This window comes from Citrobacter sp. Res13-Sevr-PEB04-36 (assembly GCF_015672735.1).
Classification (GTDB): Bacteria; Pseudomonadota; Gammaproteobacteria; order Enterobacterales; family Enterobacteriaceae; genus Citrobacter.
In genome coordinates this window covers 1-22592 of sequence record NZ_JADABY010000043.1, presented here as the reverse complement: position 1 = coordinate 22592, position 22592 = coordinate 1, and the positions used below count along the sequence as shown (strand labels likewise).

General features: G+C 52.9%; 25 protein-coding genes. 14 read left to right on the top strand and 11 right to left on the bottom strand.

Annotation, left to right across the window (positions count from 1 at the left end; all coding sequences use genetic code 11):
* Positions 1–42: 42 nt before the first annotated feature.
* The 8 genes from rbfA (at position 43) to mtr (ending at position 8950) form a co-directional block, all read left to right on the top strand.
* Entirely contained in the window at positions 43–447 is a 405-nt protein-coding gene (gene rbfA, locus IMQ48_RS12805) for a 30S ribosome-binding factor RbfA (protein WP_003024988.1), read from the top strand.
* A complete protein-coding gene (gene truB / locus IMQ48_RS12800; protein WP_196209345.1) occupies positions 447–1391 on the top strand; it encodes a tRNA pseudouridine(55) synthase TruB in 945 nt (314 codons plus the stop codon). The genes rbfA and truB overlap by 1 nt, the downstream gene beginning before the upstream one ends.
* Before the next feature lie 273 nt (positions 1392–1664).
* Positions 1665–1934, top strand: a complete 270-nt coding sequence (rpsO, locus tag IMQ48_RS12795) for a 30S ribosomal protein S15 (RefSeq protein ID WP_096755535.1) — start codon at positions 1665–1667, stop codon at positions 1932–1934.
* Positions 1935–2182: 248 nt separating this feature from the next.
* The gene (gene pnp, locus IMQ48_RS12790) at positions 2183–4315 is read left to right on the top strand and encodes a polyribonucleotide nucleotidyltransferase (protein ID WP_196209344.1); all 2133 of its coding nucleotides are present in this window, start codon (positions 2183–2185) and stop codon (positions 4313–4315) included.
* Positions 4316–4423: 108 nt separating this feature from the next.
* Entirely contained in the window at positions 4424–5308 is an 885-nt protein-coding gene (gene nlpI / locus IMQ48_RS12785) for a lipoprotein NlpI (protein ID WP_096755537.1), read from the top strand.
* 107 nt (positions 5309–5415) lie between these two features.
* Entirely contained in the window at positions 5416–5496 is an 81-nt protein-coding gene (gene yrbN, locus IMQ48_RS12780) for a protein YrbN (RefSeq protein ID WP_010723222.1), read from the top strand.
* The gene (locus IMQ48_RS12775; RefSeq protein WP_181617985.1) at positions 5489–7435 is read left to right on the top strand and encodes a DEAD/DEAH family ATP-dependent RNA helicase; all 1947 of its coding nucleotides are present in this window, start codon (positions 5489–5491) and stop codon (positions 7433–7435) included. Before yrbN ends, IMQ48_RS12775 begins: the two co-directional genes overlap by 8 nt.
* Before the next feature lie 270 nt (positions 7436–7705).
* Positions 7706–8950, top strand: a complete 1245-nt coding sequence (gene mtr, locus IMQ48_RS12770) for a tryptophan permease (RefSeq protein WP_096755539.1) — start codon at positions 7706–7708, stop codon at positions 8948–8950.
* An 86-nt stretch (positions 8951–9036) separates the two neighbouring features.
* Here the strand turns inward: mtr and IMQ48_RS12765 are convergent, their stop codons facing one another.
* The 3 genes from IMQ48_RS12765 to IMQ48_RS12755 form a co-directional block, all read right to left on the bottom strand.
* On the bottom strand, positions 9037–10044 hold the full coding sequence (locus tag IMQ48_RS12765) for a luciferase-like monooxygenase (protein WP_196209343.1): 1008 nt from the start codon (positions 10042–10044) through the stop codon (positions 9037–9039).
* Positions 10045–10124: 80 nt separating this feature from the next.
* Positions 10125–11003 carry a U32 family peptidase gene (locus IMQ48_RS12760; RefSeq protein WP_196209342.1) on the bottom strand — a complete coding sequence of 293 codons (879 nt, stop codon included), beginning with the start codon at positions 11001–11003 and terminating at the stop codon, positions 10125–10127.
* Positions 11004–11011: 8 nt separating this feature from the next.
* Entirely contained in the window at positions 11012–12007 is a 996-nt protein-coding gene (locus IMQ48_RS12755; RefSeq protein ID WP_096755542.1) for a peptidase U32 family protein, read from the bottom strand.
* Positions 12008–12226: 219 nt separating this feature from the next.
* Between IMQ48_RS12755 and IMQ48_RS12750 the strand changes: the two genes are divergently transcribed.
* Positions 12227–12751 (top strand): SCP2 domain-containing protein, encoded by a 525-nt coding sequence (locus IMQ48_RS12750; protein ID WP_115257401.1) that lies wholly within the window; start codon positions 12227–12229, stop codon positions 12749–12751.
* Entirely contained in the window at positions 12745–13248 is a 504-nt protein-coding gene (locus IMQ48_RS12745; RefSeq protein ID WP_196209341.1) for a GNAT family N-acetyltransferase, read from the top strand. Before IMQ48_RS12750 ends, IMQ48_RS12745 begins: the two co-directional genes overlap by 7 nt.
* Here the strand turns inward: IMQ48_RS12745 and IMQ48_RS12740 are convergent.
* Positions 13235–13534, bottom strand: coding sequence for a GIY-YIG nuclease family protein (locus tag IMQ48_RS12740; protein WP_196209340.1), 300 nt, complete (start codon positions 13532–13534; stop codon positions 13235–13237). The two genes, IMQ48_RS12745 and IMQ48_RS12740, sit on opposite strands and share 14 nt — an antisense overlap.
* A gap of 52 nt (positions 13535–13586) precedes the next feature.
* Between IMQ48_RS12740 and IMQ48_RS12735 the strand changes: the two genes are divergently transcribed.
* The gene (locus IMQ48_RS12735) at positions 13587–14015 is read left to right on the top strand and encodes a YhbP family protein (RefSeq protein WP_196209339.1); all 429 of its coding nucleotides are present in this window, start codon (positions 13587–13589) and stop codon (positions 14013–14015) included.
* 32 nt (positions 14016–14047) lie between these two features.
* Positions 14048–14683, top strand: coding sequence for an NAD(P)H-binding protein (locus IMQ48_RS12730; protein ID WP_196209338.1), 636 nt, complete (start codon positions 14048–14050; stop codon positions 14681–14683).
* Positions 14684–14741: 58 nt separating this feature from the next.
* On the opposite strand, the gene dolP is transcribed toward IMQ48_RS12730, so the two are convergent.
* From dolP to IMQ48_RS12710, 4 genes are read right to left on the bottom strand one after another with little or no spacing between them, the layout of a single operon-like run.
* The gene (dolP, locus tag IMQ48_RS12725; protein ID WP_096755548.1) at positions 14742–15317 is read right to left on the bottom strand and encodes a division/outer membrane stress-associated lipid-binding lipoprotein; all 576 of its coding nucleotides are present in this window, start codon (positions 15315–15317) and stop codon (positions 14742–14744) included.
* A 9-nt stretch (positions 15318–15326) separates the two neighbouring features.
* Positions 15327–15917, bottom strand: a complete 591-nt coding sequence (gene diaA, locus IMQ48_RS12720; protein WP_048213380.1) for a DnaA initiator-associating protein DiaA — start codon at positions 15915–15917, stop codon at positions 15327–15329.
* A gap of 20 nt (positions 15918–15937) precedes the next feature.
* Entirely contained in the window at positions 15938–16333 is a 396-nt protein-coding gene (locus IMQ48_RS12715) for a YraN family protein (RefSeq protein ID WP_196209337.1), read from the bottom strand.
* A complete protein-coding gene (locus IMQ48_RS12710; protein ID WP_196209336.1) occupies positions 16291–18345 on the bottom strand; it encodes a penicillin-binding protein activator in 2055 nt (684 codons plus the stop codon). Before IMQ48_RS12710 ends, IMQ48_RS12715 begins: the two co-directional genes overlap by 43 nt.
* 62 nt (positions 18346–18407) lie before the next feature.
* Between IMQ48_RS12710 and rsmI the strand changes: the two genes are divergently transcribed.
* Complete coding sequence (gene rsmI, locus IMQ48_RS12705) at positions 18408–19271, top strand: 16S rRNA (cytidine(1402)-2'-O)-methyltransferase (RefSeq protein WP_196209335.1); 864 nt, start codon at positions 18408–18410, stop codon at positions 19269–19271.
* Positions 19272–19273: 2 nt separating this feature from the next.
* Positions 19274–20275, top strand: coding sequence for a Fic family protein (locus IMQ48_RS12700; RefSeq protein WP_196209334.1), 1002 nt, complete (start codon positions 19274–19276; stop codon positions 20273–20275).
* Positions 20276–20278: 3 nt separating this feature from the next.
* Here the strand turns inward: IMQ48_RS12700 and IMQ48_RS12695 are convergent, their stop codons facing one another.
* The 3 genes from IMQ48_RS12695 to agaC all read right to left on the bottom strand — a co-directional run.
* The gene (locus tag IMQ48_RS12695) at positions 20279–20998 is read right to left on the bottom strand and encodes a galactosamine-6-phosphate isomerase (protein ID WP_196209412.1); all 720 of its coding nucleotides are present in this window, start codon (positions 20996–20998) and stop codon (positions 20279–20281) included.
* A gap of 53 nt (positions 20999–21051) precedes the next feature.
* The gene (gene agaD, locus IMQ48_RS12690; RefSeq protein WP_196209411.1) at positions 21052–21843 is read right to left on the bottom strand and encodes a PTS galactosamine transporter subunit IID; all 792 of its coding nucleotides are present in this window, start codon (positions 21841–21843) and stop codon (positions 21052–21054) included.
* Positions 21833–22592: PTS galactosamine transporter subunit IIC (gene agaC, locus IMQ48_RS12685; protein ID WP_196209333.1), on the bottom strand; the 760-nt coding region annotated here is incomplete at its 5' end. The genes agaC and agaD, both read right to left, overlap by 11 nt.

Here is a 22592-nt window from a genome sequence, read left to right as displayed (position 1 = left end):
GGCTTATGGCCCCTTTTTTGTCTTTATTCTGGAGAATTTATTATGGCGAAAGAATTTGGTCGCCCGCAGCGCGTGGCCCAGGAGATGCAAAAAGAGATCGCACTCATCCTGCAACGCGAAATCAAAGATCCACGTGTAGGCATGATGACTACCGTATCCGGCGTTGAGATGTCCCGTGACCTGGCGTATGCCAAAGTGTTCGTGACCTTCCTGAATGACCAGGACGAAGCTGCCGTGAAGAACGGTATTAAAGCACTGCAGGAAGCCTCTGGGTTTATCCGTTCGCTGCTGGGTAAAGCCATGCGCCTGCGTATCGTGCCTGAACTGACCTTCTTCTACGACAACTCGTTGGTTGAAGGGATGCGCATGTCTAACCTGGTGACCAGCGTGGTGAAACATGACGATGAACGTCGTGTGAATCCTGCGGACGACAGCAAGGAGGACTGATGAGTCGTCCTCGTCGTCGTGGTCGCGACATTCATGGTGTCCTGCTACTGGATAAGCCGCAGGGCATGTCCAGCAATGACGTGCTGCAAAAAGTAAAGCGCATCTACAATGCCAACCGTGCTGGTCATACTGGCGCGCTGGATCCGCTGGCGACAGGCATGCTGCCTATCTGCCTCGGGGAAGCGACAAAGTTTTCGCAGTACCTGCTGGACTCTGATAAACGTTATCGCGTGGTAGCCCGCCTGGGGCAGCGTACCGATACCTCTGATGCCGATGGGCAAATTGTGCAAGAGCGTCCGGTGACGTTTACCCCGGAACAACTTGCCAGCGCGCTGGAGACTTTTCGCGGCGATATCCAACAAATCCCGTCGATGTATTCAGCGCTGAAGTATCAGGGTAAAAAACTGTACGAGTATGCGCGTCAGGGTATTGAAGTCCCGCGTGAAGCCAGACCGATTACCGTTTACGAACTGCTGTTTATCCGTCACGAAGGTAACGAACTGGAGCTGGAAGTCCATTGCTCCAAAGGCACGTACATTCGAACGATTGTTGACGATCTGGGCGAGAAGCTCGGATGCGGCGCGCATGTGACGTACCTGCGCCGCCTGACGGTCAGCAAGTATCCGGTAGACCGTATGGTCACCCTGGAGCATCTGCACAGTCTGGTTGAACAGGCCGAACAACAGAACATTCCGGCGGCAGAACTACTTGATCCGCTGCTGATGCCAATGGACAGTCCGGCATCGGACTATCCCATTGTTAATCTGCCTTTAACGTCATCGGTTTACTTTAAAAATGGTAATCCGGTACGTACGTCAGGCGTGCCGCTGGAAGGGCTGGTTCGCGTGACAGAAGGTGATGATGGCAAATTTATTGGCATGGGAGAGATCGACGATGAAGGTCGCGTCGCTCCTCGTCGACTGGTGGTTGAGTATCCTGCATAGCGCTCTCTGTCTTGCGATAAGAAGGCGCTGCGAGTAGAATACTGCCGCTTAACGTCGCGTAAATTTTTTAACAGTTCGCGCGGCGTGTACACAAAATCATTCGAGCTGCATCAAGGCGGCAAGTCTGAGGATCCTCAGGAGCTTACTTACGTAAGAGACTGAGGTGAGCAGACACAGCCAACGCAGAGTCAGGTTGAAGGTTGAAGTGTATACACTGGGATTGCTGAATTAGAGATCGGCATCCTTTCATTCTTAACACTTTGGAGTTTTAAAATGTCTCTAAGTACTGAAGCTACAGCTAAAATTGTTTCTGAGTTTGGTCGCGATGCAAACGACACCGGTTCTACCGATGTTCAGGTTGCTCTGTTAACTGCACAGATTAACCACCTGCAGGGTCACTTCTCTGAACATAAAAAAGATCACCACAGCCGTCGTGGTCTGCTGCGTATGGTTTCTCAGCGTCGTAAACTGCTCGACTACCTGAAGCGTAAAGATGTTGCACGTTACACTGCGCTGATCGAGCGTCTGGGTCTGCGTCGCTAAGTCTTTCGAGTTTCAGAAAGAGGGGGCCTTCATGGCCCCTTTTTTCCAGCAGATGGCAGCAATTCGCTGGAAACTAATGTATTGTTGCTATGAATGATCTTCCGTCGCAGAGGTTCGCGCGGCTAATGAGAGGCTTTACCCAATACGCGTGGGTTAGGGTTGTCATTAGTCGCGAGGATGCGCAGAAGGTCGGGTATTAACGATGGCGTGTATAAATACGCCGTTAAAAAAAGAGAAAGGATATTATTTTGCTTAATCCGATCGTTCGTAAATTCCAGTACGGCCAACATACCGTAACGCTGGAAACTGGCATGATGGCACGTCAGGCGACTGCTGCTGTTATGGTTAGCATGGATGACACCGCGGTATTTGTTACCGTTGTGGGTCAGAAAAAAACCAAGCCAGGCCAGGATTTCTTCCCGCTGACCGTTAACTATCAGGAGCGTACCTACGCTGCTGGCCGTATCCCGGGTAGCTTCTTCCGTCGTGAAGGCCGTCCGAGTGAAGGCGAAACCTTGATCGCGCGTCTGATTGACCGCCCGGTTCGTCCGCTGTTCCCGGAAGGTTTCATTAACGAAGTTCAGGTTATTGCGACCGTTGTCTCCGTTAACCCACAGGTTAACCCGGATATCGTGGCAATGATTGGCGCATCCGCTGCGCTGTCCCTGTCCGGTCTGCCGTTCAACGGTCCGATCGGTTCTGCTCGTGTTGGTTATATCAATGACCAGTACGTACTGAACCCGACTCAAGACGAACTGAAAGAAAGCAAACTGGACCTGGTTGTTGCGGGTACTGAAGCTGCCGTACTGATGGTTGAATCCGAAGCTGAACTGCTGAGCGAAGACCAGATGCTGGGCGCTGTCGTATTCGGTCACGAACAGCAGCAGATTGTTATCAAAGAAATCAACGAGCTGGTTAAAGTAGCCGGCAAACCTCGTTGGGACTGGCAGCCAGAAGCCGTCAACGAAGCGCTGAATGCACGCGTTGCCGCGCTGGCAGAAACGCGTCTGAGCGATGCGTACCGCATCACTGACAAACAAGAGCGTTATGCTCAGGTTGACGTGATCAAGTCTGAAACCATCGCTCAGCTGATTGCAGAAGACGAAACCCTGGACGCTAACGAACTGGGTGAAATCCTGCACGCTATCGAGAAAAACGTTGTTCGTAGCCGCGTACTGGCAGGCGAGCCGCGCATTGATGGCCGTGAAAAAGACATGATCCGTGGTCTGGACGTGCGTACTGGCGTACTGCCGCGTACTCACGGTTCCGCACTGTTCACCCGTGGCGAAACTCAGGCGCTGGTTACTGCGACCCTGGGCACCACCCGTGATGCGCAGAACCTCGACGAACTGATGGGCGAGCGTACTGACAACTTCCTGTTCCACTACAACTTCCCTCCGTACTGCGTAGGCGAAACCGGTATGGTCGGTTCTCCGAAGCGTCGTGAGATTGGTCACGGCCGTCTGGCGAAACGCGGCGTGCTGGCAGTGATGCCGGAACTGGACAAATTCCCGTACACCGTACGTGTTGTGTCTGAAATCACCGAATCCAACGGTTCTTCTTCCATGGCTTCCGTGTGCGGTGCTTCTCTGGCACTGATGGATGCAGGCGTGCCGATCAAAGCCGCTGTTGCGGGTATCGCGATGGGTCTGGTGAAAGAAGGCGATAACTTTGTGGTTCTGTCTGACATTCTGGGTGACGAAGATCACCTGGGCGACATGGACTTTAAAGTGGCGGGTTCCCGTGATGGTATCTCTGCACTGCAGATGGATATCAAAATCGAAGGTATCACCAAAGAGATCATGCAGGTTGCTCTGAACCAGGCTAAAGGTGCGCGTCTGCACATCCTGGGCGTGATGGAACAGGCGATCAATGCGCCGCGCGGCGATATCTCTCAGTTCGCTCCGCGTATCCACACCATTAAGATCAGCCCGGACAAGATCAAAGACGTTATCGGTAAAGGCGGTTCTGTTATCCGTGCTCTGACCGAAGAAACCGGCACCACCATCGAAATCGAAGATGATGGTACTGTGAAGATCGCGGCGACCGACGGTGAAAAAGCGAAATATGCTATCCGTCGTATCGAAGAGATTACCGCAGAAATCGAAGTTGGCCGTATCTACAATGGTAAAGTGACCCGTATCGTTGACTTTGGCGCATTCGTTGCCATTGGTGGCGGTAAAGAAGGTCTGGTCCACATCTCTCAAATCGCTGACAAGCGCGTAGAGAAAGTGACCGATTACCTGCAGATGAACCAGGAAGTACCGGTTAAAGTTCTGGAAGTTGATCGCCAGGGCCGCGTACGTCTGAGCATTAAAGAAGCAACTGAGCAGTCTCAGCCTGCAGCTGCGCCGGAAGCACCGGCAAGCCAGGGCGAGTAAGGTTGCCATTGCCCTCCGCGTGAGCGGAGGGCCTTTAACCCGGCAGGAAGCCTTGTTAGCAACCGGGGAACAGGACGTTCATTCAATCGTTGTCTTCGGGAGTGGGAAATGAAGCCTTTTTTGCGCTGGTGTTTCGTTGCGACAGCACTCACGCTGGCTGGATGCAGTAATTCCGCCTGGCGTAAGAGTGAAGTCCTCGCAGTACCACTGCAACCGACTTTACAGCAGGAAGTGATTCTGGCACGTATGGAACAAATTCTTGCCAGTCGGGCTTTAACCGATGACGAACGCGCACAGCTTTTATATGAGCGCGGAGTGTTGTATGATAGTCTCGGTCTGAGGGCACTAGCGCGAAATGATTTTTCACAAGCGTTGGCAATCCGACCAGATATGCCTGAAGTATTCAATTACTTAGGTATATATTTAACGCAGGCAGGCAATTTTGATGCTGCCTATGAAGCGTTTGATTCTGTACTAGAGCTTGATCCAACTTACAACTACGCGCACTTAAATCGCGGTATCGCATTGTATTACGGCGGTCGCGACAAGTTAGCGCAAGATGATCTGCTAGCGTTTTATCAAGACGATCCCAATGATCCATTCCGCAGTCTGTGGCTGTATCTCGCCGAGCAGAAGCTCGATGAGAAGCAGGCTAAAGAAGCGTTAATACAGCGCTTCGAGAAATCGGATAAAGAGCAATGGGGATGGAACATTGTCGAGTTCTACCTGGGCAACATTAGCGAAGCAACGCTGATGGAACGCCTGAAGGCGGACGCAACGGATAACACCTCGCTCGCTGAGCATCTCAGTGAAACCAACTTCTATTTAGGTAAGTACTACCTAAGTCTGGGGGATTTGGACAACGCTACGGCATTGTTCAAACTGGCGGTGGCTAACAACGTTCATAACTTTGTTGAGCACCGATACGCATTGTTGGAATTATCGCTCCTGGGCCAGGACCAAGATGACCTGGCAGAATCGGACCAGCAATAGCTGACGTACACATCAGCCCGTAATCTTTTTTTGATTGCCATCACCTTCACCGGTGAGGGCGTTGTTGTTCGTTAATACACCTACTTTGAGCCGGTTCACACTTTTCAATGAAAATTGCAGATCAATTTCATGATGAGTTATGTAGACTGGCCGCCATTAATTTTGAGGCACACGTACTACATGGCTGAATTCGAAACCACTTTTGCAGATCTGGGCCTGAAGGCTCCTATCCTTGAAGCCCTTACCGATCTGGGTTACGAAAAACCATCTCCAATCCAGGCAGAGTGCATTCCGCATCTGCTGGGCGGTCGCGACGTTCTGGGTATGGCCCAGACCGGTAGCGGCAAAACTGCAGCGTTCTCCTTACCGCTGCTCAACAATCTTGATCCTGAGCTGAAGGCACCTCAGATTCTGGTGCTGGCACCGACCCGCGAACTGGCGGTTCAGGTTGCAGAAGCCATGACGGATTTCTCTAAACATATGCACGGCGTGAACGTGGTAGCCCTTTACGGCGGCCAGCGTTATGACGTGCAGTTACGTGCCCTGCGTCAGGGCCCGCAGATCGTCGTCGGTACGCCGGGTCGTCTGCTGGATCACCTGAAACGCGGTACCCTGAACCTCTCTAAACTGAGCGGTTTAGTGCTGGACGAAGCCGATGAAATGCTGCGTATGGGCTTCATCGAAGACGTTGAAACGATTATGGCGCAGATCCCGGAAGGTCATCAGACCGCTCTGTTCTCTGCTACCATGCCGGAAGCGATTCGCCGTATTACCCGCCGCTTTATGAAAGAGCCGCAGGAAGTACGCATTCAGTCCAGCGTCACCACGCGTCCTGACATCAGCCAGAGCTACTGGACTGTCTGGGGCATGCGTAAAAATGAAGCGCTGGTGCGTTTCCTGGAAGCAGAAGATTTTGACGCGGCGATTATCTTCGTTCGTACCAAAAATGCGACCCTGGAAGTGGCAGAAGCGCTGGAGCGTAGCGGTTATAGCAGCGCTGCTCTAAACGGTGACATGAACCAGTCCCTGCGTGAGCAGACTCTGGAGCGTCTGAAAGACGGTCGTCTGGATATTCTGATTGCGACCGACGTTGCGGCCCGTGGCCTGGACGTTGAGCGTATCAGCCTGGTTGTTAACTATGACATCCCGATGGACTCCGAGTCTTACGTTCACCGTATCGGCCGTACCGGCCGTGCGGGTCGTGCTGGCCGTGCGCTGCTGTTTGTTGAGAACCGCGAGCGTCGTCTGCTGCGTAATATCGAACGCACCATGAAGCTGACCATTCCGGAAGTGGAACTGCCGAACGCAGATCTGCTGGGCAAGCGCCGTCTGGAAAAATTCGCCGCGAAAGTACAGCAGCAGCTGGAAAGCAGCGATCTGGATCAGTACCGTGCTCTGCTGGCGAAAATGCAGCCGGAAGAAGAGCTGGATATCGAAACTCTGGCCGCAGCATTGCTGAAAATGGCACAGGGCGAACGTCCACTGATCGTACCACCTGATGCACCGATGCGTCCGAAGCGTGAATTCCGTGACCGTGACGATCGTGGTCCGCGTGACCGCAATGATCGTAACGATCGTGGCCCGCGTGGCGACCGCCCGGAGCGTGGTGGTGAAGACCGTCCGCGTCGTGAACGTCGTGACGTTGGCGATATGCAGCTGTACCGCATTGAAGTGGGCCGTGATGACGGTGTTGAAGTTCGTCATATCGTTGGCGCGATCGCTAACGAAGGTGACATCAGCAGCCGTTACATCGGTAATATCAAGCTGTTCGGTACGCACTCCACCATCGAACTGCCGAAAGGTATGCCGGGCGACGTGCTGCAGCACTTTACCCGTACTCGCATCCTGAACAAGCCAATGAACATGCAGCTGGTTGGCGATGCAGTACCGCACACCGGTGGTGAGCGTCGTGGCGGCGGCGGTGGTCGTTTCAGCGGCGAACGTCGTGAAGGCGGCCGTGGCGAAAACCGTGGTAACAGCACCGAACGTCGTGAAGGTGGCCGTGGTGATGGTCGTCGTTTCAGTGGCGAACGTCGTGAAGGCAGCCGTGCTCCACGTCGTGACGATGCTTCCGCTCCGCGTCGTGATGACTCCGCAGGTCGTCGTCGTTTCGGCGGTGACGCATAAGCCTCTTGGCTTATACTCTAAATAATTCGAGTTGCAGGAAGGCGGCAAGGGAGTGAATTCCCAGGAGCATAGATAACTATGTGACTGGGGTGAACGAGCGTAGCCAACGTACATGCAACTTGAAGTATGACGAGTATAAAAGCGTAAAGTAAAATATACAGCCCCGATCTTAACAATCGGGGCTTTTTTTATTCCCTTTGTACTCGTGTACTGGTACAGTGCAGCACATTGATATGTAGTCACAAGATAAATGACTGGAGAGATGGCTGAATGGCAACACTAACCACCACCCAAACGTCACCATCGCTGCTTGGCGGCGTGGTGATTATCGGCGGCACCATTATTGGCGCGGGGATGTTTTCTCTGCCCGTAGTCATGTCCGGGGCGTGGTTCTTCTGGTCAATGGCGGCACTGATCTTTACCTGGTTCTGCATGCTGCATTCCGGGCTGATGATCCTTGAGGCTAATCTCAATTATCGTATTGGTTCGAGCTTCGACACCATCACCAAAGATCTGCTGGGCAAAGGCTGGAATGTTGTCAACGGCATCTCTATTGCGTTTGTTCTGTATATCCTGACCTATGCGTATATATCGGCGAGCGGCTCGATTCTGCACCATACCTTTGCCGAGATGTCACTGAACGTCCCGGCGCGAGCGGCAGGGTTTGGCTTCGCGTTGCTGGTAGCGTTTGTGGTGTGGTTGAGTACCAAAGCGGTGAGCCGCATGACGGCCATCGTGCTGGGTGCGAAGGTGATCACCTTCTTCCTGACCTTCGGTAGCCTGATGGGACATGTATCCCCAACCACGTTGTTTAACGTCGCGGAAAGCAATGCGTCGTACACACCGTATCTGCTGATGACGCTGCCGTTTTGTCTGGCATCCTTTGGTTATCACGGTAACGTACCGAGTCTGATGAAGTATTACGGTAAAGATCCGAAGACCATCGTAAAGTGCCTGGTGTACGGCACGCTACTGGCGCTGGTGTTGTACACCGTATGGTTGCTGGGGACGATGGGCAATATTCCACGCCCGGAATTCATTGGCATTGCTAAGCAGGGCGGTAACATTGATGTACTGGTACAGGCGCTGAGTGGGGTGCTGAACAGCCGCAGTCTGGATCTGCTACTGGTGGTGTTCTCCAACTTTGCCGTGGCGAGTTCGTTCCTTGGCGTGACGCTGGGCCTGTTCGACTATCTGGCGGATCTGTTTGGTTTTGATGACTCAGCAATGGGGCGTTTGAAAACCGCCTTACTGACCTTTGTCCCACCGATTGTCGGTGGCCTGCTGTGGCCGAACGGCTTCCTGTACGCCATTGGCTATGCAGGGCTCGCGGCCACTATTTGGGCGGCCATTGTGCCGGCTCTGCTGGCACGTAAATCCCGTAAGCGGTTTGGTAGCCCGAAATTCCGCGTCTGGGGCGGCAAGCCGATGATTGCCCTGATTCTGGTGTTCGGTGTCGGCAACGCGGTTATCCATATCCTGTCGAGCGTTAATTTGTTGCCGGTGTATCAGTAAGTAGCGTGCCGGATGGCGGCTACGCCTTATCCGGCCTACTCGAACCCGTAGGCCCGGTAAGCGTAGCGCCACCGGGCAACCCAAACCTACCCAACCAAATCCTCTTTCACCTGCATTGCCAACTCAAACGAATGCAGGCGTGCCTGATGGTCAAAAATCTGCCCGTTAACCATAATCTCATCGGCCTGGGTTTCACGCAGAATCGACTCCAGTCCGTGACGTACTTTTGCTTTATCTCCCACCAGCGACATGCTTAACGCCTGCTGTACGCCATACTGCTCGGACGCAGACCACAGCTGATGCATATTCTCCACCGGCGGCGGGAGCTGTCCGGTTTCACCCCGACGCAGTTTCATAAACGCCTGCTGCATAGAGGTGAAGAGAAACTCGGCGTCACGATTGCTGTCGGCGGCGATGATGTTGATGCACACCATCGCATACGGTGTTGCCAGACGCGTGGAGGGTTTGAATTGAGTACGATAGAGATGCAGCGCCTGGTGCAGCATATCCGGTGCGAAGTGGGAAGCGAAGGCAAACGGCAGGCCCAACTGGGCGGCCAGTTGTGCGCTGTACAGACTGGAGCCTAACAGCCAGACCGGGATTTGCTCTCCGTAGCCGGGAACCGGACGCACGTGGGGATTAGGGTCACGTGCGTCAAACCAGTCCACCAGTTCTGTCACGTCGCGGGGAAAGTTATCAATATCACCACTCATATGGCGGCGTAGCGCGCGCATGGTTGGTTGATCGCTGCCCGGCGCACGACCCAGACCGAGATCAATACGTCCCGGATACAGCGTATTCAGCGTGCCGAACTGTTCGGCAATCACCAGTGGGGAATGGTTGGGTAACATCACGCCGCCAGAACCCAGATGCAGGGTAGTGGTATTGGCCGCCAGATAGCTGATGAGCACCGAGGTTGCGGCACTGGCGATGCCGGTCATATTGTGATGTTCAGCCAGCCAGTAGCGATGGTAGCCGCGCTTTTCCGCCAGTTGGGCGAGATCACGAGAGTGCGAGAAGGCCTGCTTTGCGCTGGATCCTTCAGGGATCGGCGCCAGATCGAGCACCGAAAACGGAATGGTTTTGTCAGTCATAACGGCTCACTTTGTTACCGGTTAATCTTTTAATATTGCATTAAAGACTAGCGATTGTTGTTAACAAAGTGAGCTATTAATCACATCTGCAGTTCCAGGCCTGCCAGTCGTTTCCAGTAGCCGTTGCAGTCACTATGGGCGGCAAGCGGTAATGGGGCATCACCATTCTCGTTGGCACGGAAGGCATCCAGCATGGCGAATGTCTCGGTTCCCAACGGGGACAGGCGCACAATATCAACCAACCCCTGCATGGACGCCAGCTCATTACCGAGGTTGTAGACGTAGCCGCTCATGGTCTGAATACCGTTGAGGACAAACACCTGCTGATTCTCCTGCGACAGGACATCACGCCCGTTGGGATACTTGATGCAGCAGGTTTCACACTCGTCTTTAGGCTTATCTTCGGAACGTGCGGTGAAGCAGCGGGCAGAGTAGGCCAGCGGCAGATGCCCGTAGCTCAGTACTTCGGTTTCAAACTGGTCGCGAATACCCAGTTCGTCACATTGGTTGAGCAGGTTCACCAGCCAATCGCGCGACAACTCAACCGGCATACACCAGCGCACCATGCCCTGCTTGAGCAGAATACGCAGCGTTACAGCGTTGTAGCAGTTGAGAGCGTGTCCGGCCACGAACGGCAGTTTACGTTCGGCGCACATATTGACCACACCGAGATCGCTGGCTTCCAGCAGGAAGTCACCGTTTTCGACATAGCGTTTCAGTTCACCCAGTTCAGATGACGCCTGCACCAGTGCCAGCGTGGACAGGACCACCTGCTTACCGCTCCCGGCGAGGGACTTCGCCATGTCGATCCAGTCACCCACTTTGGTCGCCCGGCGCTTGCTGCACACCGCTTCGCCAAGATAGATAACGTCGGCATGGCTGGTGGCTGCCTGCTGATAAAAGTCTTCCAGCGTCTCTTTCGACCAGTAGTAGAGCACCGGTCCTAAGGAATATTTCATTGCTTTTCTCACTGCCATTTACGGTGATACGCGCCAAGTGTGGTCTGCGTGCCTTCGGACATAGAGCCGAGCGTTTCCATCCAGGCGCTTTGCGGAACGAAGTTCTGCGGATCTGCTTTGCAGCGGTCAATCGCCTGACGCCACACTTTCGCCACCTGGCTGACATAGGCCGGGCTACGCTGACGCCCCTCGATTTTCACCGAGGCAATATTGGCAGCCAGCAGGTCAGGCAGCAGTTCTAAGGTGTTCAGGCTGGTGGGTTCTTCCAACGCGTGGTAGCGCTCGCCATCCACCAGATAACGCCCTTTACACAGCGTGGGATACCCGGCGTTTTCACCATCCTGGTAACGGTCAATCAGCACTTCGTTCAGGCGAGATTCCAGCCCCTGCGCGGTCTGCTGCCAGCGTACAAAACGGGCTGGGGAACACGCGCCGACGGTATTGGGGGATTCGCCCGTCAGATAAGACGAAAGATAGCAGCGTCCTTCCGCCATAATGCACAGGCTGCCGAAAGCAAACACTTCCAAAGGAACCGGCGTCACGCGCGCGAGTTGTTTCACCTGATGAATCGACAGCACGCGCGGCAGCACCACACGCGCGACGTCAAAGTTACGGTGATAGAAATTTACCGCTTCTTCATTGGTTGCCGATGCCTGAACAGAGACATGGCGCTCAATATGCGGGTAGCGTTCTGCGGCATACTCAAGCATGGCGAGATCGGCGAGGATCAGTGCATCCGCGCCCAGTTGTGCCGCCATATCCACGGCTCGCTGCCAGCGAGCGTAACCATCCGGGTGGGCAAAGGTGTTAATCGCGATGTGCAGCTTACGGCGATGTTGATGGACAAAACTCACCGCTTCCTGCAGTTTTTTCTCGGTAAAATTAAGGCCGGCGAAATGACGGGCGTTGGTATCATCTTTTAGCCCGATGTATACAGCATCAGCGCCGTTCTCGATGGCCGCCTTAAGCGCCGGGAGATTTCCGGCAGGGCACAGCAGCTCCATAATTTATCCTGAAAGTTACGCCGTCTGGGCGCAAAAATGTTAACGAAGAGGGATTTTAGTTAACCTTGCTGAGACAATTTTTGATTTGAGGCAGTTAAAGTTGTATTGGTGTCACCAATAAAGAGGTAACAATTTCGTATCGAATTGTTGATTTATGCCGCTATGTCGTTTATTTGATATGGCAAAATAGCAGGACTATAGAAACAGGGAGTAAAGCTCGTGTTGGATAAACTGCGTTCACGCTTAGTACATTTTGGTCCTTCTCTGATGAGTGTGCCGGTTAAACTGACGCCCTTTACGCTCAAGCGCCAGGTACTGGAACAGGTTCTGAGCTGGCAATTTCGCCAGGCGCTGGCCGATGGGGAACTGGAGTTTCTCGACGGTCGCTGGTTGAGCATAAATGTTCGTGATATTGGCCTCAGATGGTATACCTCTGTTGAGAACGACAAACTTATCGTCAGTCAGAACGCAGACGCTGATGTGAGTTTTAGCGCAGACGCCAGCGATTTATTGATGATTGCGGCGCGTAAGCAGGATCCGGATACGCTTTTCTTCCAGCGTCGCCTGGTGATTGAAGGCGATACAGAATTAGGGCTACATGTGAAAAATCTGATGGACGCCATTGAACTGGAGCAGATGCCGAAGGCATTGCGCGTGATGCTGCTGCAACTGGCGGACTTTGTTGAGGCGGGTATGAAACATTCGCCAGAAACCAAACAGACCTCGGTAGGTGAACCATGCTGATTCGAGTTGAAATTCCCATTGATGCCCCTGGTATTGATGCGCTGCTGCGTCGTTCCTTTGAAAGCGACGCGGAAGCGAAGTTAGTGCACGACCTGCGTGAAGACGGTTTTCTGACGCTGGGCTTGGTTGCCACCGACGACGAAGGTCAGGTGGTCGGCTACGTCGCGTTCAGTCCTGTTGATGTGCAAGGTGAAGATTTGCAGTGGGTCGGTATGGCACCGTTAGCGGTCGATGAAAATTACCGTGGGCAGGGGCTGGCGCGTCAGCTGGTCTATGAAGGGCTGGATTCACTGAACGAGTTTGGTTACGCCGCGGTGGTCACGCTGGGCGATCCGGCACTGTACAGTCGCTTTGGCTTCGAACTGGCAGCACACCACGATCTACACTGCCGCTGGCCGGGCACCGAAAGCGCGTTCCAGGTGCATCGCCTGGCGGACGATGCGCTGGAGGGCGTGTCTGGCCTGGTGGAATACCACGACCACTTCAATCGCTTTTAAGCGCCGGGGCTTGTAGGCTACTCAACAGTGCCTCAAGCCCTTCACCTTCTACAAGGCGCTCTTTCTGACGCTTTGTGAGCTGCTTGACTCGATATTCTATGCGCAGGGCCAGCGAACGATCGCCGACCTGCGCGGTAAATACCAGAGCTAACTCTCCCTTTCCACGCAAGGCTTTCGCGCCTTTACCGCTTTGATGTTGCTTATAGCGGCGCTGCACATCGGTGGTTATTCCGGTGTACAGGGCGTTGTCTGCGGTACGGATCAAGTACAGATACCAGGGTGTCATTGTCACCATCGACGTGATAATTTTCAGGCCTACAGTATAAAAGAGAACAGAAATGGAAACACTGACTGCGGTGACGCGCTGGCTGGCAAAGCAGCACGTCGTGACCTGGTGTGTGCATAATGAAGGCGAATTATGGTGTGCCAATGCGTTTTATCTGTTTGACGCGCAGAAGGTGGCGTTTTACGTACTCACTGAAGAGAAAACCCGCCATGCCCAGATGTCCGGGCCGCGAGCGCCCGTTGCCGGGACGGTAAATGGTCAGCCCAAAACGGTTGCGCTGATCCGCGGCGTCCAGTTTAAAGGTGAAATCAGGCGTCTGGAGGGGCAGGAGAGCGACGCCGCGCGTGCGGCCTATAATCGCCGCTTCCCCGTTGCCAGGATGCTGTTAGCACCCGTGTGGGAGATTCGTCTTGATGAAATCAAATTCACTGACAACACGCTGGGCTTTGGTAAAAAGCTACTCTGGCTACGTGATCTATAGTTAGAAGAATGATGTAAGGGAAAGGATAAGCGATGAGCCAGGTGTTAATAACCGGTGCAACAGGTTTGGTGGGCGGACATTTATTGCGGATGCTACTGAACGAGCCCCGGGTCCATGCGATTACGGCTCCAACGCGTCGCCCGCTCGCCGATACGGTTGGCGTCTTTAACCCTCACGATCCGCAGTTGACCGATGCGCTGGCACTGGTCACCGATCCAGTCGACATCGTTTTTTGCTGTCTGGGAACCACCCGACGGGAAGCGGGCAGCAAAGAGGCCTTTATTCATGCAGATTATACGCTGGTAGTGGATACCGCTCTGACGGGACGCCGTCTGGGGGCCCAGCATATGCTGGTGGTGAGTTCGATGGGAGCCAATGCGCACTCGCCGTTTTTCTACAATCGGGTTAAGGGGGAAATGGAAGAGGCGCTGATTGCGCAGAACTGGCCCCGGTTGACGATTGTACGGCCTTCTATGTTGCTGGGTGACAGAGAACAACAGCGAGCAAATGAAAGGCTCTTAGCGCCATTATTTAAGCTGCTGCCGGGGAACTGGAAATCTATCGAGGCACGAGATGTCGCTCGGGCAATGCTGGTGGAGGCGATGTCGCCGGATCGCGAAGGGTTGACGATCCTGACCTCATCTGAGTTGCGCGAAAAAGCGGTATGACGCTAAATAAAATGCCGGATAAGACGCCTTGGCGTCGCCATCCGGCATCCTGTAGAGGTTATTTGATGAACGTAAAGGCGGTTGTGACGCGTTTCACGCCGCTGACCCGGCTGGCGATATCCGCCGCAGCCTTTGCTTCGCGCTCGGTAACCAGGCCGAGCAGGAAGACTTCCCCATTCTCGGTGGTCACTTTAACGTTTGACGATTTAACCTGATCGCTGGTCAGTAGCTGGGAGCGCACTTTGGTGGTGATCCAGGTATCGTTGGAGGCTTCTCCCAGGCCAATTGGCTGGCCCTGACGAACCTCATTAAACACTTCTGTCGTACCTTCTACACCCATTGCAATCTGTTTTGCCCGCGCAGACAGCTCGCTGTTAGGCGACTGACCCACCAGCAGCACTTTACCTTGATAGGCGCTAACGTTGATGCGCGCTTCTTTCTTTATCTGGGCATCTTTTGATAACGCCGTGCTGACGCGTAGTTCCAGAGTTCCATCATCGACCTGGGTACCGACGCTGCGAGGGTCGGTCGCGGCCTTAGTCCCGACAGCTGCAGTTCCGACAACGGCGGCAGCGACACAGCCTTGCAACAGCAGCGCAGAAAGAACCACTGCGAGCGGCGAAAATGCCTTCATGTGTACTCCTTAATCATCCTGGTGAGGGAAAAGCGTGTTATCGATAAGATCGCAAAGACAGTTCACCGTCAGCATATGCATTTCCTGAATGCGTGCACTGTGGTGCGAGGGTATGCGGATTTCGACATCCTGCGGCCCTAATAATCCGGCCAGCTCCCCCCCGTCATAACCGGTCAGCGCGACGATTGTCATGTCGCGGGTGACGGCAGCTTCAACGGCTTTAACGATATCGCGACTGTTGCCACGCGTAGAAATTGCCAACAGAACATCACCTGCATGTCCCAGCGCACGGACTTGTTTTGCATAAACTTCGTCGTGCAGGCGATCGTTGGCAATCGCAGTTAAGACCACATTATCAGTATTTAGTGCAATAGCAGGTAAACTGGGCCGTTCTGTTTCAAAACGGTTGATCATGCTGGCAGCAAAATGCTGTGCGTTGGCAGCGGATGTCCCATTACCACAACAGAGAATTTTGTTGCCATTGAGCAGGGATTGAACCAGCGTCATGGCTGCACGGGAAATCGCATCCGGGAGCGCTTCAGCCGCAGCAATCTGAGTTTGAATGCTTTCTGTAAAGCAGACTTTAATTCTGTCTAACACGCTAATCCTTAAATCTTCAATTATGAGTAGTCATTAAAGGCATTTTTTAACCACTCAACATCATTTCCGGTGAAGGCTAACACATCGAACCGGCAATCCACAGTATCAAAACTCCCATTGTGGCGTGCAAGCCACAAGCGGGCAGTGTGTAATAATTTCTGTTGTTTGCTGCGGGTCACACTCGCCACCGCCCCGCCAAAAAGGGCGGAACGGCGAAAACGGACTTCAACAAAGACGGTGGTCTTGCCTTCACGCATTATCAGGTCGATTTCGCCGCCGCGTTCATGCACGTTGGCGGCGATAAAACGCAGTCCTTTGCTTTCCAGCCAGTGGCGCGCGGTGGCTTCCCACGCGTCACCGGTCTGTTTACTCGTTAACTGGCGGGGACGACCTGTCCTTGCTGGTATTTGAGCCATGATAACTTCCTGTTAATCACACAATCCTGCGTGGCAGTTAATGCACCAGTGTTGCCGTTAATTTCAAAGCCCTGTACCTGACGCATTTGCGAGAAGTGGTTAGCCAGCGACCATGCATCGACGCCCATGGCGTACATGCGTGCCAGCGAGTAGTCGTTATGCACAGCACTGAGCGCCTGCTGCATGAGCGGCTCGTTACCGCCGGCCAGCATTGGAATTTCGCTGTACTGCAAGCCTTCCATTTCCAGGCGGAAGTCAGGACCAGCAGTGCCTTGCGCGCTACGAGAACTGGCATACAGCGTGGCACCGCTCTGACTGCCGTTACGCATGGCGATCATTGGCTTAATAAAGGCGATCTCTTCCGGCGTGGCCAGAATATACACGGCGTCAACACGGCCGCTGCCGCCGGTGATTTGCGCATCGGTCGGCGGAGCCGGAATGGTCAGCCCGCCAATCGTTACGCCAGGTTGTGCTGGTGTAGAGGAGACGACCGGGCTACCTGTCAGGGAAATGCCTGAACCTCCGTTGACGCCCATTTTCAGCTCAGCGGTAGAACCAAACTTCTGTTGTAACACCACGCCGCCGCCAAGTTTTTGCCATTCCTGGGCAAAGGCATTGGCCACGCGATCGCCTAACGCGCTACGCGGGATTAAAAGCAGAGGGGCTTGCTTCCCCTGATCGTGGATATGGCGTGCGGCATCACGCGCTTCGTCTTCCGGTGACAGCGCGAAGTAGCACACATTTGCCAGATTCTGTACGGCTTCAGGCTGATTCAGCGCCAGTACATTCAGCGGGGTACTGCTCTTCATCAGTTCTTCAACATTGTTCTTCAACAGTGGGCCGACAACAATGCTGGCGCCGTCCTGCTGCACCTGGGCCAGGATCTGATTCAGCGGCTGTGACGAGGTGTCGTAAATTTTCAGCTCTGCGGATGGATTTGCCGGAGCGCTGACCGCTGTTGACTGAGTTGGCGTAGGTTGCGGATCGCTAACCGGTGTAGCTGGTTGTGCTGGCGTATCGTTAGTGAGATCGCTCACTGAAGCCTGAGAAGGGCTGGCAACGCCGTCGACAGGTTGCGGCTGCGCAACTGGCGCGGTGGTGTCCGTGACGGCTGCGGGCGCCGCTGCAACGGGGGCGATTACCGGCTGGGTGCCCATGTTCTTCGCTGCTTCAAATCCCTGCTGAATAGTGCGGCCAAAAACAGCGGCCTGACCGTTCAGCGGCAGCAGCAGAGCAATTTTGCTGGTGGACGCTGGTTTATAGCTCTGAACGTTAACCAACTGCGTGGGCAGTAATTTCGCCCCCGGATTTTGCGGATAACGTTTTTGCCAGTCGGCAATACCGGCTTTCATCATGTCTGCATCGCTACGGTTATCAAACCAGACGCGCTGCAGATCCAGCCAGCCTTGCAGAACGTTTTCATCGGCGTTGATGACCAGCGTCTGTGCCTGCTCTGGCGTCATTGACGAGAGGGCCTGCCAGGTCGCATCGATGTTTTTCTGCTTATCGCTGGCGGCCAACAGCGGCTCTTGAGCAATTAGCGCACGCAGCAGCGTTAACGATGGACGCCCCTGGCTGGCATCAATTTGTGCCTGCCAGTAACGTGCCTGTTGGTTGTGATCGAAATCGGCTGGTTTTAGCTTCTCCAGCAGGGCCTGCGCCCCCGCGACATCTTTCTGCGCGAGTTTGATCTCAACGGCTAGCAGAGACTGCTCACAACGCTGGGCGTCGTTGAGATTCTGCGGTAATTGATTAAACAGATCGATAGCCTGCTGGTTCTTACCTTCTTTCAGCAGTGCACGAATGGCGAGTAATTGCCAGTTGGTCTTGCTATCATCTGAACTTTGCTGCATCTGTTGCAGATAAAAGCCGGAATTAGCTTGTGCAGTGCCCTGCATATGGGCTGCACTCTGGTCTGGCGCCTGGGTGCCACAACCGGCGAAAATCAATGCTGCCAGAATGACTGGCAGAGCGCGCGCGGCTTTCAAACGAGAAAATGTTGAGGGTACCATACTGTATCCAGTGATATTTTTTACGCAATGCTCAATATTAAATCGGCAATACGGACGACACAATGAAACAACACGAATCGGCGGATAATTCTCAAGGCCAACTCTTTATTGTACCTACTCCTATCGGAAATTTGGCTGATATTACCCAACGAGCGCTCGAAGTTTTACAAGCCGTTGATTTAATTGCTGCTGAAGATACCCGTCATACAGGATTATTGTTGCAACACTTCGCGATTAGCGCCCGTATGTTTGCGTTACACGATCACAATGAGCAACAAAAAGCCCAAATGCTGGTGGCGAAACTCAAGGAAGGTCAGAACATCGCACTGGTTTCCGATGCCGGAACACCGCTGATTAACGATCCTGGTTATCACCTGGTGCGTACCTGTCGTGAGGCGGGTATTCGCGTTGTGCCTCTGCCGGGGCCTTGCGCTGCTATTGCCGCATTGAGCGCCGCCGGACTGCCATCCGACCGTTTTTGCTACGAAGGCTTTTTACCTGCCAAATCCAAAGGTCGTCGCGATGCTATGAAAGCCATTGAAGCGGAACCTCGTACACTGATTTTTTATGAATCCACCCACCGTCTGCTCGACAGCCTGGAAGACATGGTCGCCGTATGGGGAGAGTCGCGTTATGTGGTGCTGGCACGCGAGTTAACCAAAACCTGGGAAACCATTCACGGCGCCCCGGTCGGCGAATTGCTGGCGTGGGTAAAAGAAGATGAAAACCGCCGTAAAGGCGAAATGGTGCTGATTGTCGAAGGCCATAAAGCGCAGGAAAACGATCTCCCGGCCGATGCCTTGCGTACGCTGGCGCTGTTACAGGCAGAACTGCCGCTGAAAAAGGCCGCCGCACTGGCTGCTGAAATCCACGGTGTGAAAAAGAATGCGCTGTATAAGTACGCCCTGGAACAACAGGGAGAGTAAGTGTGAGCACCTACCAACCTCCCTTTGCTATCACCCCATTGATACTCAATCAGGTCATTGAGATTGGTGAGCTTATGGGTCATTGGGCGGTTGTGGCCGGGCGAGCGTCTCCTCTTTTGCGCAAAGAAAATCGTATTCGCACTATTCAGGCATCTTTAGCGATTGAACATAATTCGTTGAGTGCAGATCAGGTCACCGCCCTGATGGAAGGTAAGCGAGTACTGGCTCCAGAGAAAGATATACAGGAAGTCAGGAATGCGATTCTGGCATATGAAAAAATGTCAGAATGGAAAAGTTATCAGTTATCCGATCTTCTCCGGGCCCATCAGGTTCTTATGATGGGACTGGTCGATAACCCCGGTCGGTTGCGTTCTGGGAACGTCGGTGTTTACAGAGAACAACAGCTTATCCATATGGCTCCTCCGGCATCACAAATAGCGCGTTTGATGGATGACCTACTGAGCTGGTTAAAAACCACAGATCTCCACCCGCTTATCGCCGGGGCTATTTTCCATTATGAGTTTGAATTTATTCATCCTTTTTCTGACGGTAACGGACGGATGGGGCGATTGTGGCAGACATTAATTCTGAGTGAATGGCGTGCGGAATTGGCATGGTTACCGGTGGAGACACTAATCTACTACCAGCAGGATCGGTACTACCACGTATTGGGGCAATGCGATCGGCGGAGTAACTGCACGCCATTTATAGAATTCATCCTCGCTAATATCATTTCTGCTTTGCAAGAAGGATTAGAGCAATCGTCGACACTGTCGGAAGAAATGTCGGAAGAAATGTCGGAAGAAATGTCGCCTGATTTACTGGATATAGAAAAACGTATTCTACAAATCTTGTCGAATCAGCCAGGCAGATCCGCTAAAAGTATCGCTGATGAGTGTGAAATCTCAGCCAGAACTGTAGAACGCTACCTGAAAGCGTTGCAGCATAAAGGAATGCTGCAACGAGTTGGCCCGACAAAAGGGGGGATGTGGCAAGTGCTGTAAATTCTATTTATCAGGATATTGTGAGCCGTCGATCAGGCAACTCACATTGCGGTGCAGCCATAAAAATGAAGCAGGAACAGTAGTAGTAATGGTGGCGGCCAGGTATTTTTCTATCGCATCGTGCTTCCCTTCACCAGCTATCAGCAGCAAGATCTCTTTTGCATTCAGGATGTCCTTCAACCCCAGCGTAATGCCGCGAGTTACACGAATAGCAGCCGTTTTTAACATGTCGTGATGGCGCGTTTTCTCATCAAGTACGCTGATATGGCAAAACGGTTCCAGGATCTCTGCGGGTTCATTCAACCCCAAATGGCCATTTTTGCCGATTCCGAGCAGACATAAATCGAGGCCTCCCCGGCTGGCAATAATCTCCGTGATGCGCTCGCATTCCTGCTCATTAACATTTTCAGATTGGAAACCGACCAGCTGCTCTGCTCGTAACCCCAGCGGTTGAACGATGTGTTGTTGCAGGAAAGATTCACACGTTGCGGGCGAGTTCAATGGAATACCAACCCACTCATCCAGTTTAACGAAAACCACCCGCTCGATATCGATATTACGTTGGTTAATTTTCTCGACAAAGTAGTGATAGGTGAGAAGTGGTGTGCCTCCGGTTGCCAGACAAATAGTGGCATCAGGTTTATTCTGTATCAGCGTAATTAACTGTTCGCTGGCGTGATCGCTCAAGACGTCATAACTGTCACAGTACTGGGTATAATGCATTTTTCGAGACCTTTTGAAGGAGGATGTTGCAGGTTGCTTCATCCTCTTTTCGTTTAAAGTATGCCAAGTGCTGACGAGATAATTGACAGTACAAACGTCACGCCGATTAACAGTACAGGATGTGCTTTTTTCACCCGCAACAAGTAGTACATCAGCAATGTGTAGCCCATTGGTAAAATATTCGGGAATACTTTATCGAAAAAATCCTGCTGTAATGCCACGTTGTGAGTACTGTCGATTGCAAAAGAAGTCACAACGTTAATGTGCACATAGGACGCGATAAGTCCGCCAATAACAGTGATCCCGAGGATCGTTGCTGAGCGGGCAATCATCTGCGAATTTTCTCGTACTTTATCGATAGCCTTAACTCCTACCGAATAACCGACATGTGTCCAGCCGACGCGCAGGAAAAAGATCATCAAATAAACGGCAAAAAACAAAATTGGTCCCAGTATGTTTCCCTGACTGGCGAAAGAGGAGCAGATCCCCGCCATAATAGGTAATAAGGTGAACCAGAAAATGGCATCGCCGATCCCGGCGATAGGTCCGAACAACGCCACTTTCAAGCCTTTAATGGTGTCGCGGTTTTCCCCCTTTTCTTCCATTGAGATCAACAATCCCATCAGAAAACCGACCAGGTTAGGGTGGGTATTGATAAATTCTAAATGATCTTTCATCGCCGCGCTTAGACCGGCTTTATCATCTTTATAGATTTTTTTCAGTACCGGGAGCATAGCCCAGGTAAAACCCCCTGCCTGCATCCTTTCATAGTTAAAGCTGGCCTGAAGAAGTGATGAGCGAAAGCCAAGGCGAGTAATGTCTTTTTTACTGATTTCAGATCCCATTGCTGTAGTCCTCTTCTTCATTGTTTTTATTGGCGACAGGCTGAGGTTGAGCCTGCTGTTTGGCTTTCGCATTGAAAAACTCATATACGGCGAAGCCTGCGCCCAATACGGCTACGGGCAGAAGATTGTTAACCTGGATGTAGCAAACGAAGAGGAAACCAGCAATCAGGTAAGGAATGTACTGTGCTTTAAACATCACGCGCAGCAACAAACCAAAACCGACAGCGGGTAAAATGCCCCCGGCCACTTCAAATCCATGTGTTAACCAGGCTGGCATGGCTTTTACCAGTGACTGCATAGCTCCCTGAGCCAGATATGTACACAGGAAGGCGATCACGGCGTAAGAAGAAGCAACAATCAGCGTTGTCGCCCAGTTCAGACGTGCAAATGCGCTGGTGTTTGCCTCTTTCGCACAATTATCGGCTTTTGCCATGAACAGAGAAAATGCAGAGTAAAAAAATAGAATGACGTACTGCATCAGCAGGCTAAAAGGTAAGCCAAGACCGATGGCCGTTTTGGCATCGACGCCGGTTGACCAGGCAATAACTGTGGTCATGAGACCAGCCATGATCGGGTTAGGCGGTTGTACGCCTCCTGCGGGCGTCAAGCCGGCAAAGGCAAGTTCGGTTAAACCGCCAGTAATTAAACCAATATGAATATCGCCGAGAATAGCGCCGGTTAACGTACATACGATAATCGGTCTAAATAAGAACAAGGCCTCCAGCCAAAAATCTATTCCTAGAAAGAAG

Coding starts and splice junctions, on each gene's coding strand:
- rbfA (WP_003024988.1), top strand. CDS start 43: ATGGCGAAAGAATTTGGTCGCCCGCAGCGCGTGGCCCAGGAGATGCAA.
- truB (WP_196209345.1), top strand. CDS start 447: ATGAGTCGTCCTCGTCGTCGTGGTCGCGACATTCATGGTGTCCTGCTA.
- rpsO (WP_096755535.1), top strand. CDS start 1,665: ATGTCTCTAAGTACTGAAGCTACAGCTAAAATTGTTTCTGAGTTTGGT.
- nlpI (WP_096755537.1), top strand. CDS start 4,424: ATGAAGCCTTTTTTGCGCTGGTGTTTCGTTGCGACAGCACTCACGCTG.
- yrbN (WP_010723222.1), top strand. CDS start 5,416: ATGAAAATTGCAGATCAATTTCATGATGAGTTATGTAGACTGGCCGCC.
- IMQ48_RS12775 (WP_181617985.1), top strand. CDS start 5,489: ATGGCTGAATTCGAAACCACTTTTGCAGATCTGGGCCTGAAGGCTCCT.
- mtr (WP_096755539.1), top strand. CDS start 7,706: ATGGCAACACTAACCACCACCCAAACGTCACCATCGCTGCTTGGCGGC.
- IMQ48_RS12765 (WP_196209343.1), bottom strand. CDS start 10,044: ATGACTGACAAAACCATTCCGTTTTCGGTGCTCGATCTGGCGCCGATC.
- IMQ48_RS12760 (WP_196209342.1), bottom strand. CDS start 11,003: ATGAAATATTCCTTAGGACCGGTGCTCTACTACTGGTCGAAAGAGACG.
- IMQ48_RS12755 (WP_096755542.1), bottom strand. CDS start 12,007: ATGGAGCTGCTGTGCCCTGCCGGAAATCTCCCGGCGCTTAAGGCGGCC.
- IMQ48_RS12745 (WP_196209341.1), top strand. CDS start 12,745: ATGCTGATTCGAGTTGAAATTCCCATTGATGCCCCTGGTATTGATGCG.
- IMQ48_RS12740 (WP_196209340.1), bottom strand. CDS start 13,534: ATGACACCCTGGTATCTGTACTTGATCCGTACCGCAGACAACGCCCTG.
- IMQ48_RS12735 (WP_196209339.1), top strand. CDS start 13,587: ATGGAAACACTGACTGCGGTGACGCGCTGGCTGGCAAAGCAGCACGTC.
- IMQ48_RS12730 (WP_196209338.1), top strand. CDS start 14,048: ATGAGCCAGGTGTTAATAACCGGTGCAACAGGTTTGGTGGGCGGACAT.
- dolP (WP_096755548.1), bottom strand. CDS start 15,317: ATGAAGGCATTTTCGCCGCTCGCAGTGGTTCTTTCTGCGCTGCTGTTG.
- IMQ48_RS12715 (WP_196209337.1), bottom strand. CDS start 16,333: ATGGCTCAAATACCAGCAAGGACAGGTCGTCCCCGCCAGTTAACGAGT.
- IMQ48_RS12710 (WP_196209336.1), bottom strand. CDS start 18,345: ATGGTACCCTCAACATTTTCTCGTTTGAAAGCCGCGCGCGCTCTGCCA.
- rsmI (WP_196209335.1), top strand. CDS start 18,408: ATGAAACAACACGAATCGGCGGATAATTCTCAAGGCCAACTCTTTATT.
- IMQ48_RS12695 (WP_196209412.1), bottom strand. CDS start 20,998: ATGCATTATACCCAGTACTGTGACAGTTATGACGTCTTGAGCGATCAC.
- agaD (WP_196209411.1), bottom strand. CDS start 21,843: ATGGGATCTGAAATCAGTAAAAAAGACATTACTCGCCTTGGCTTTCGC.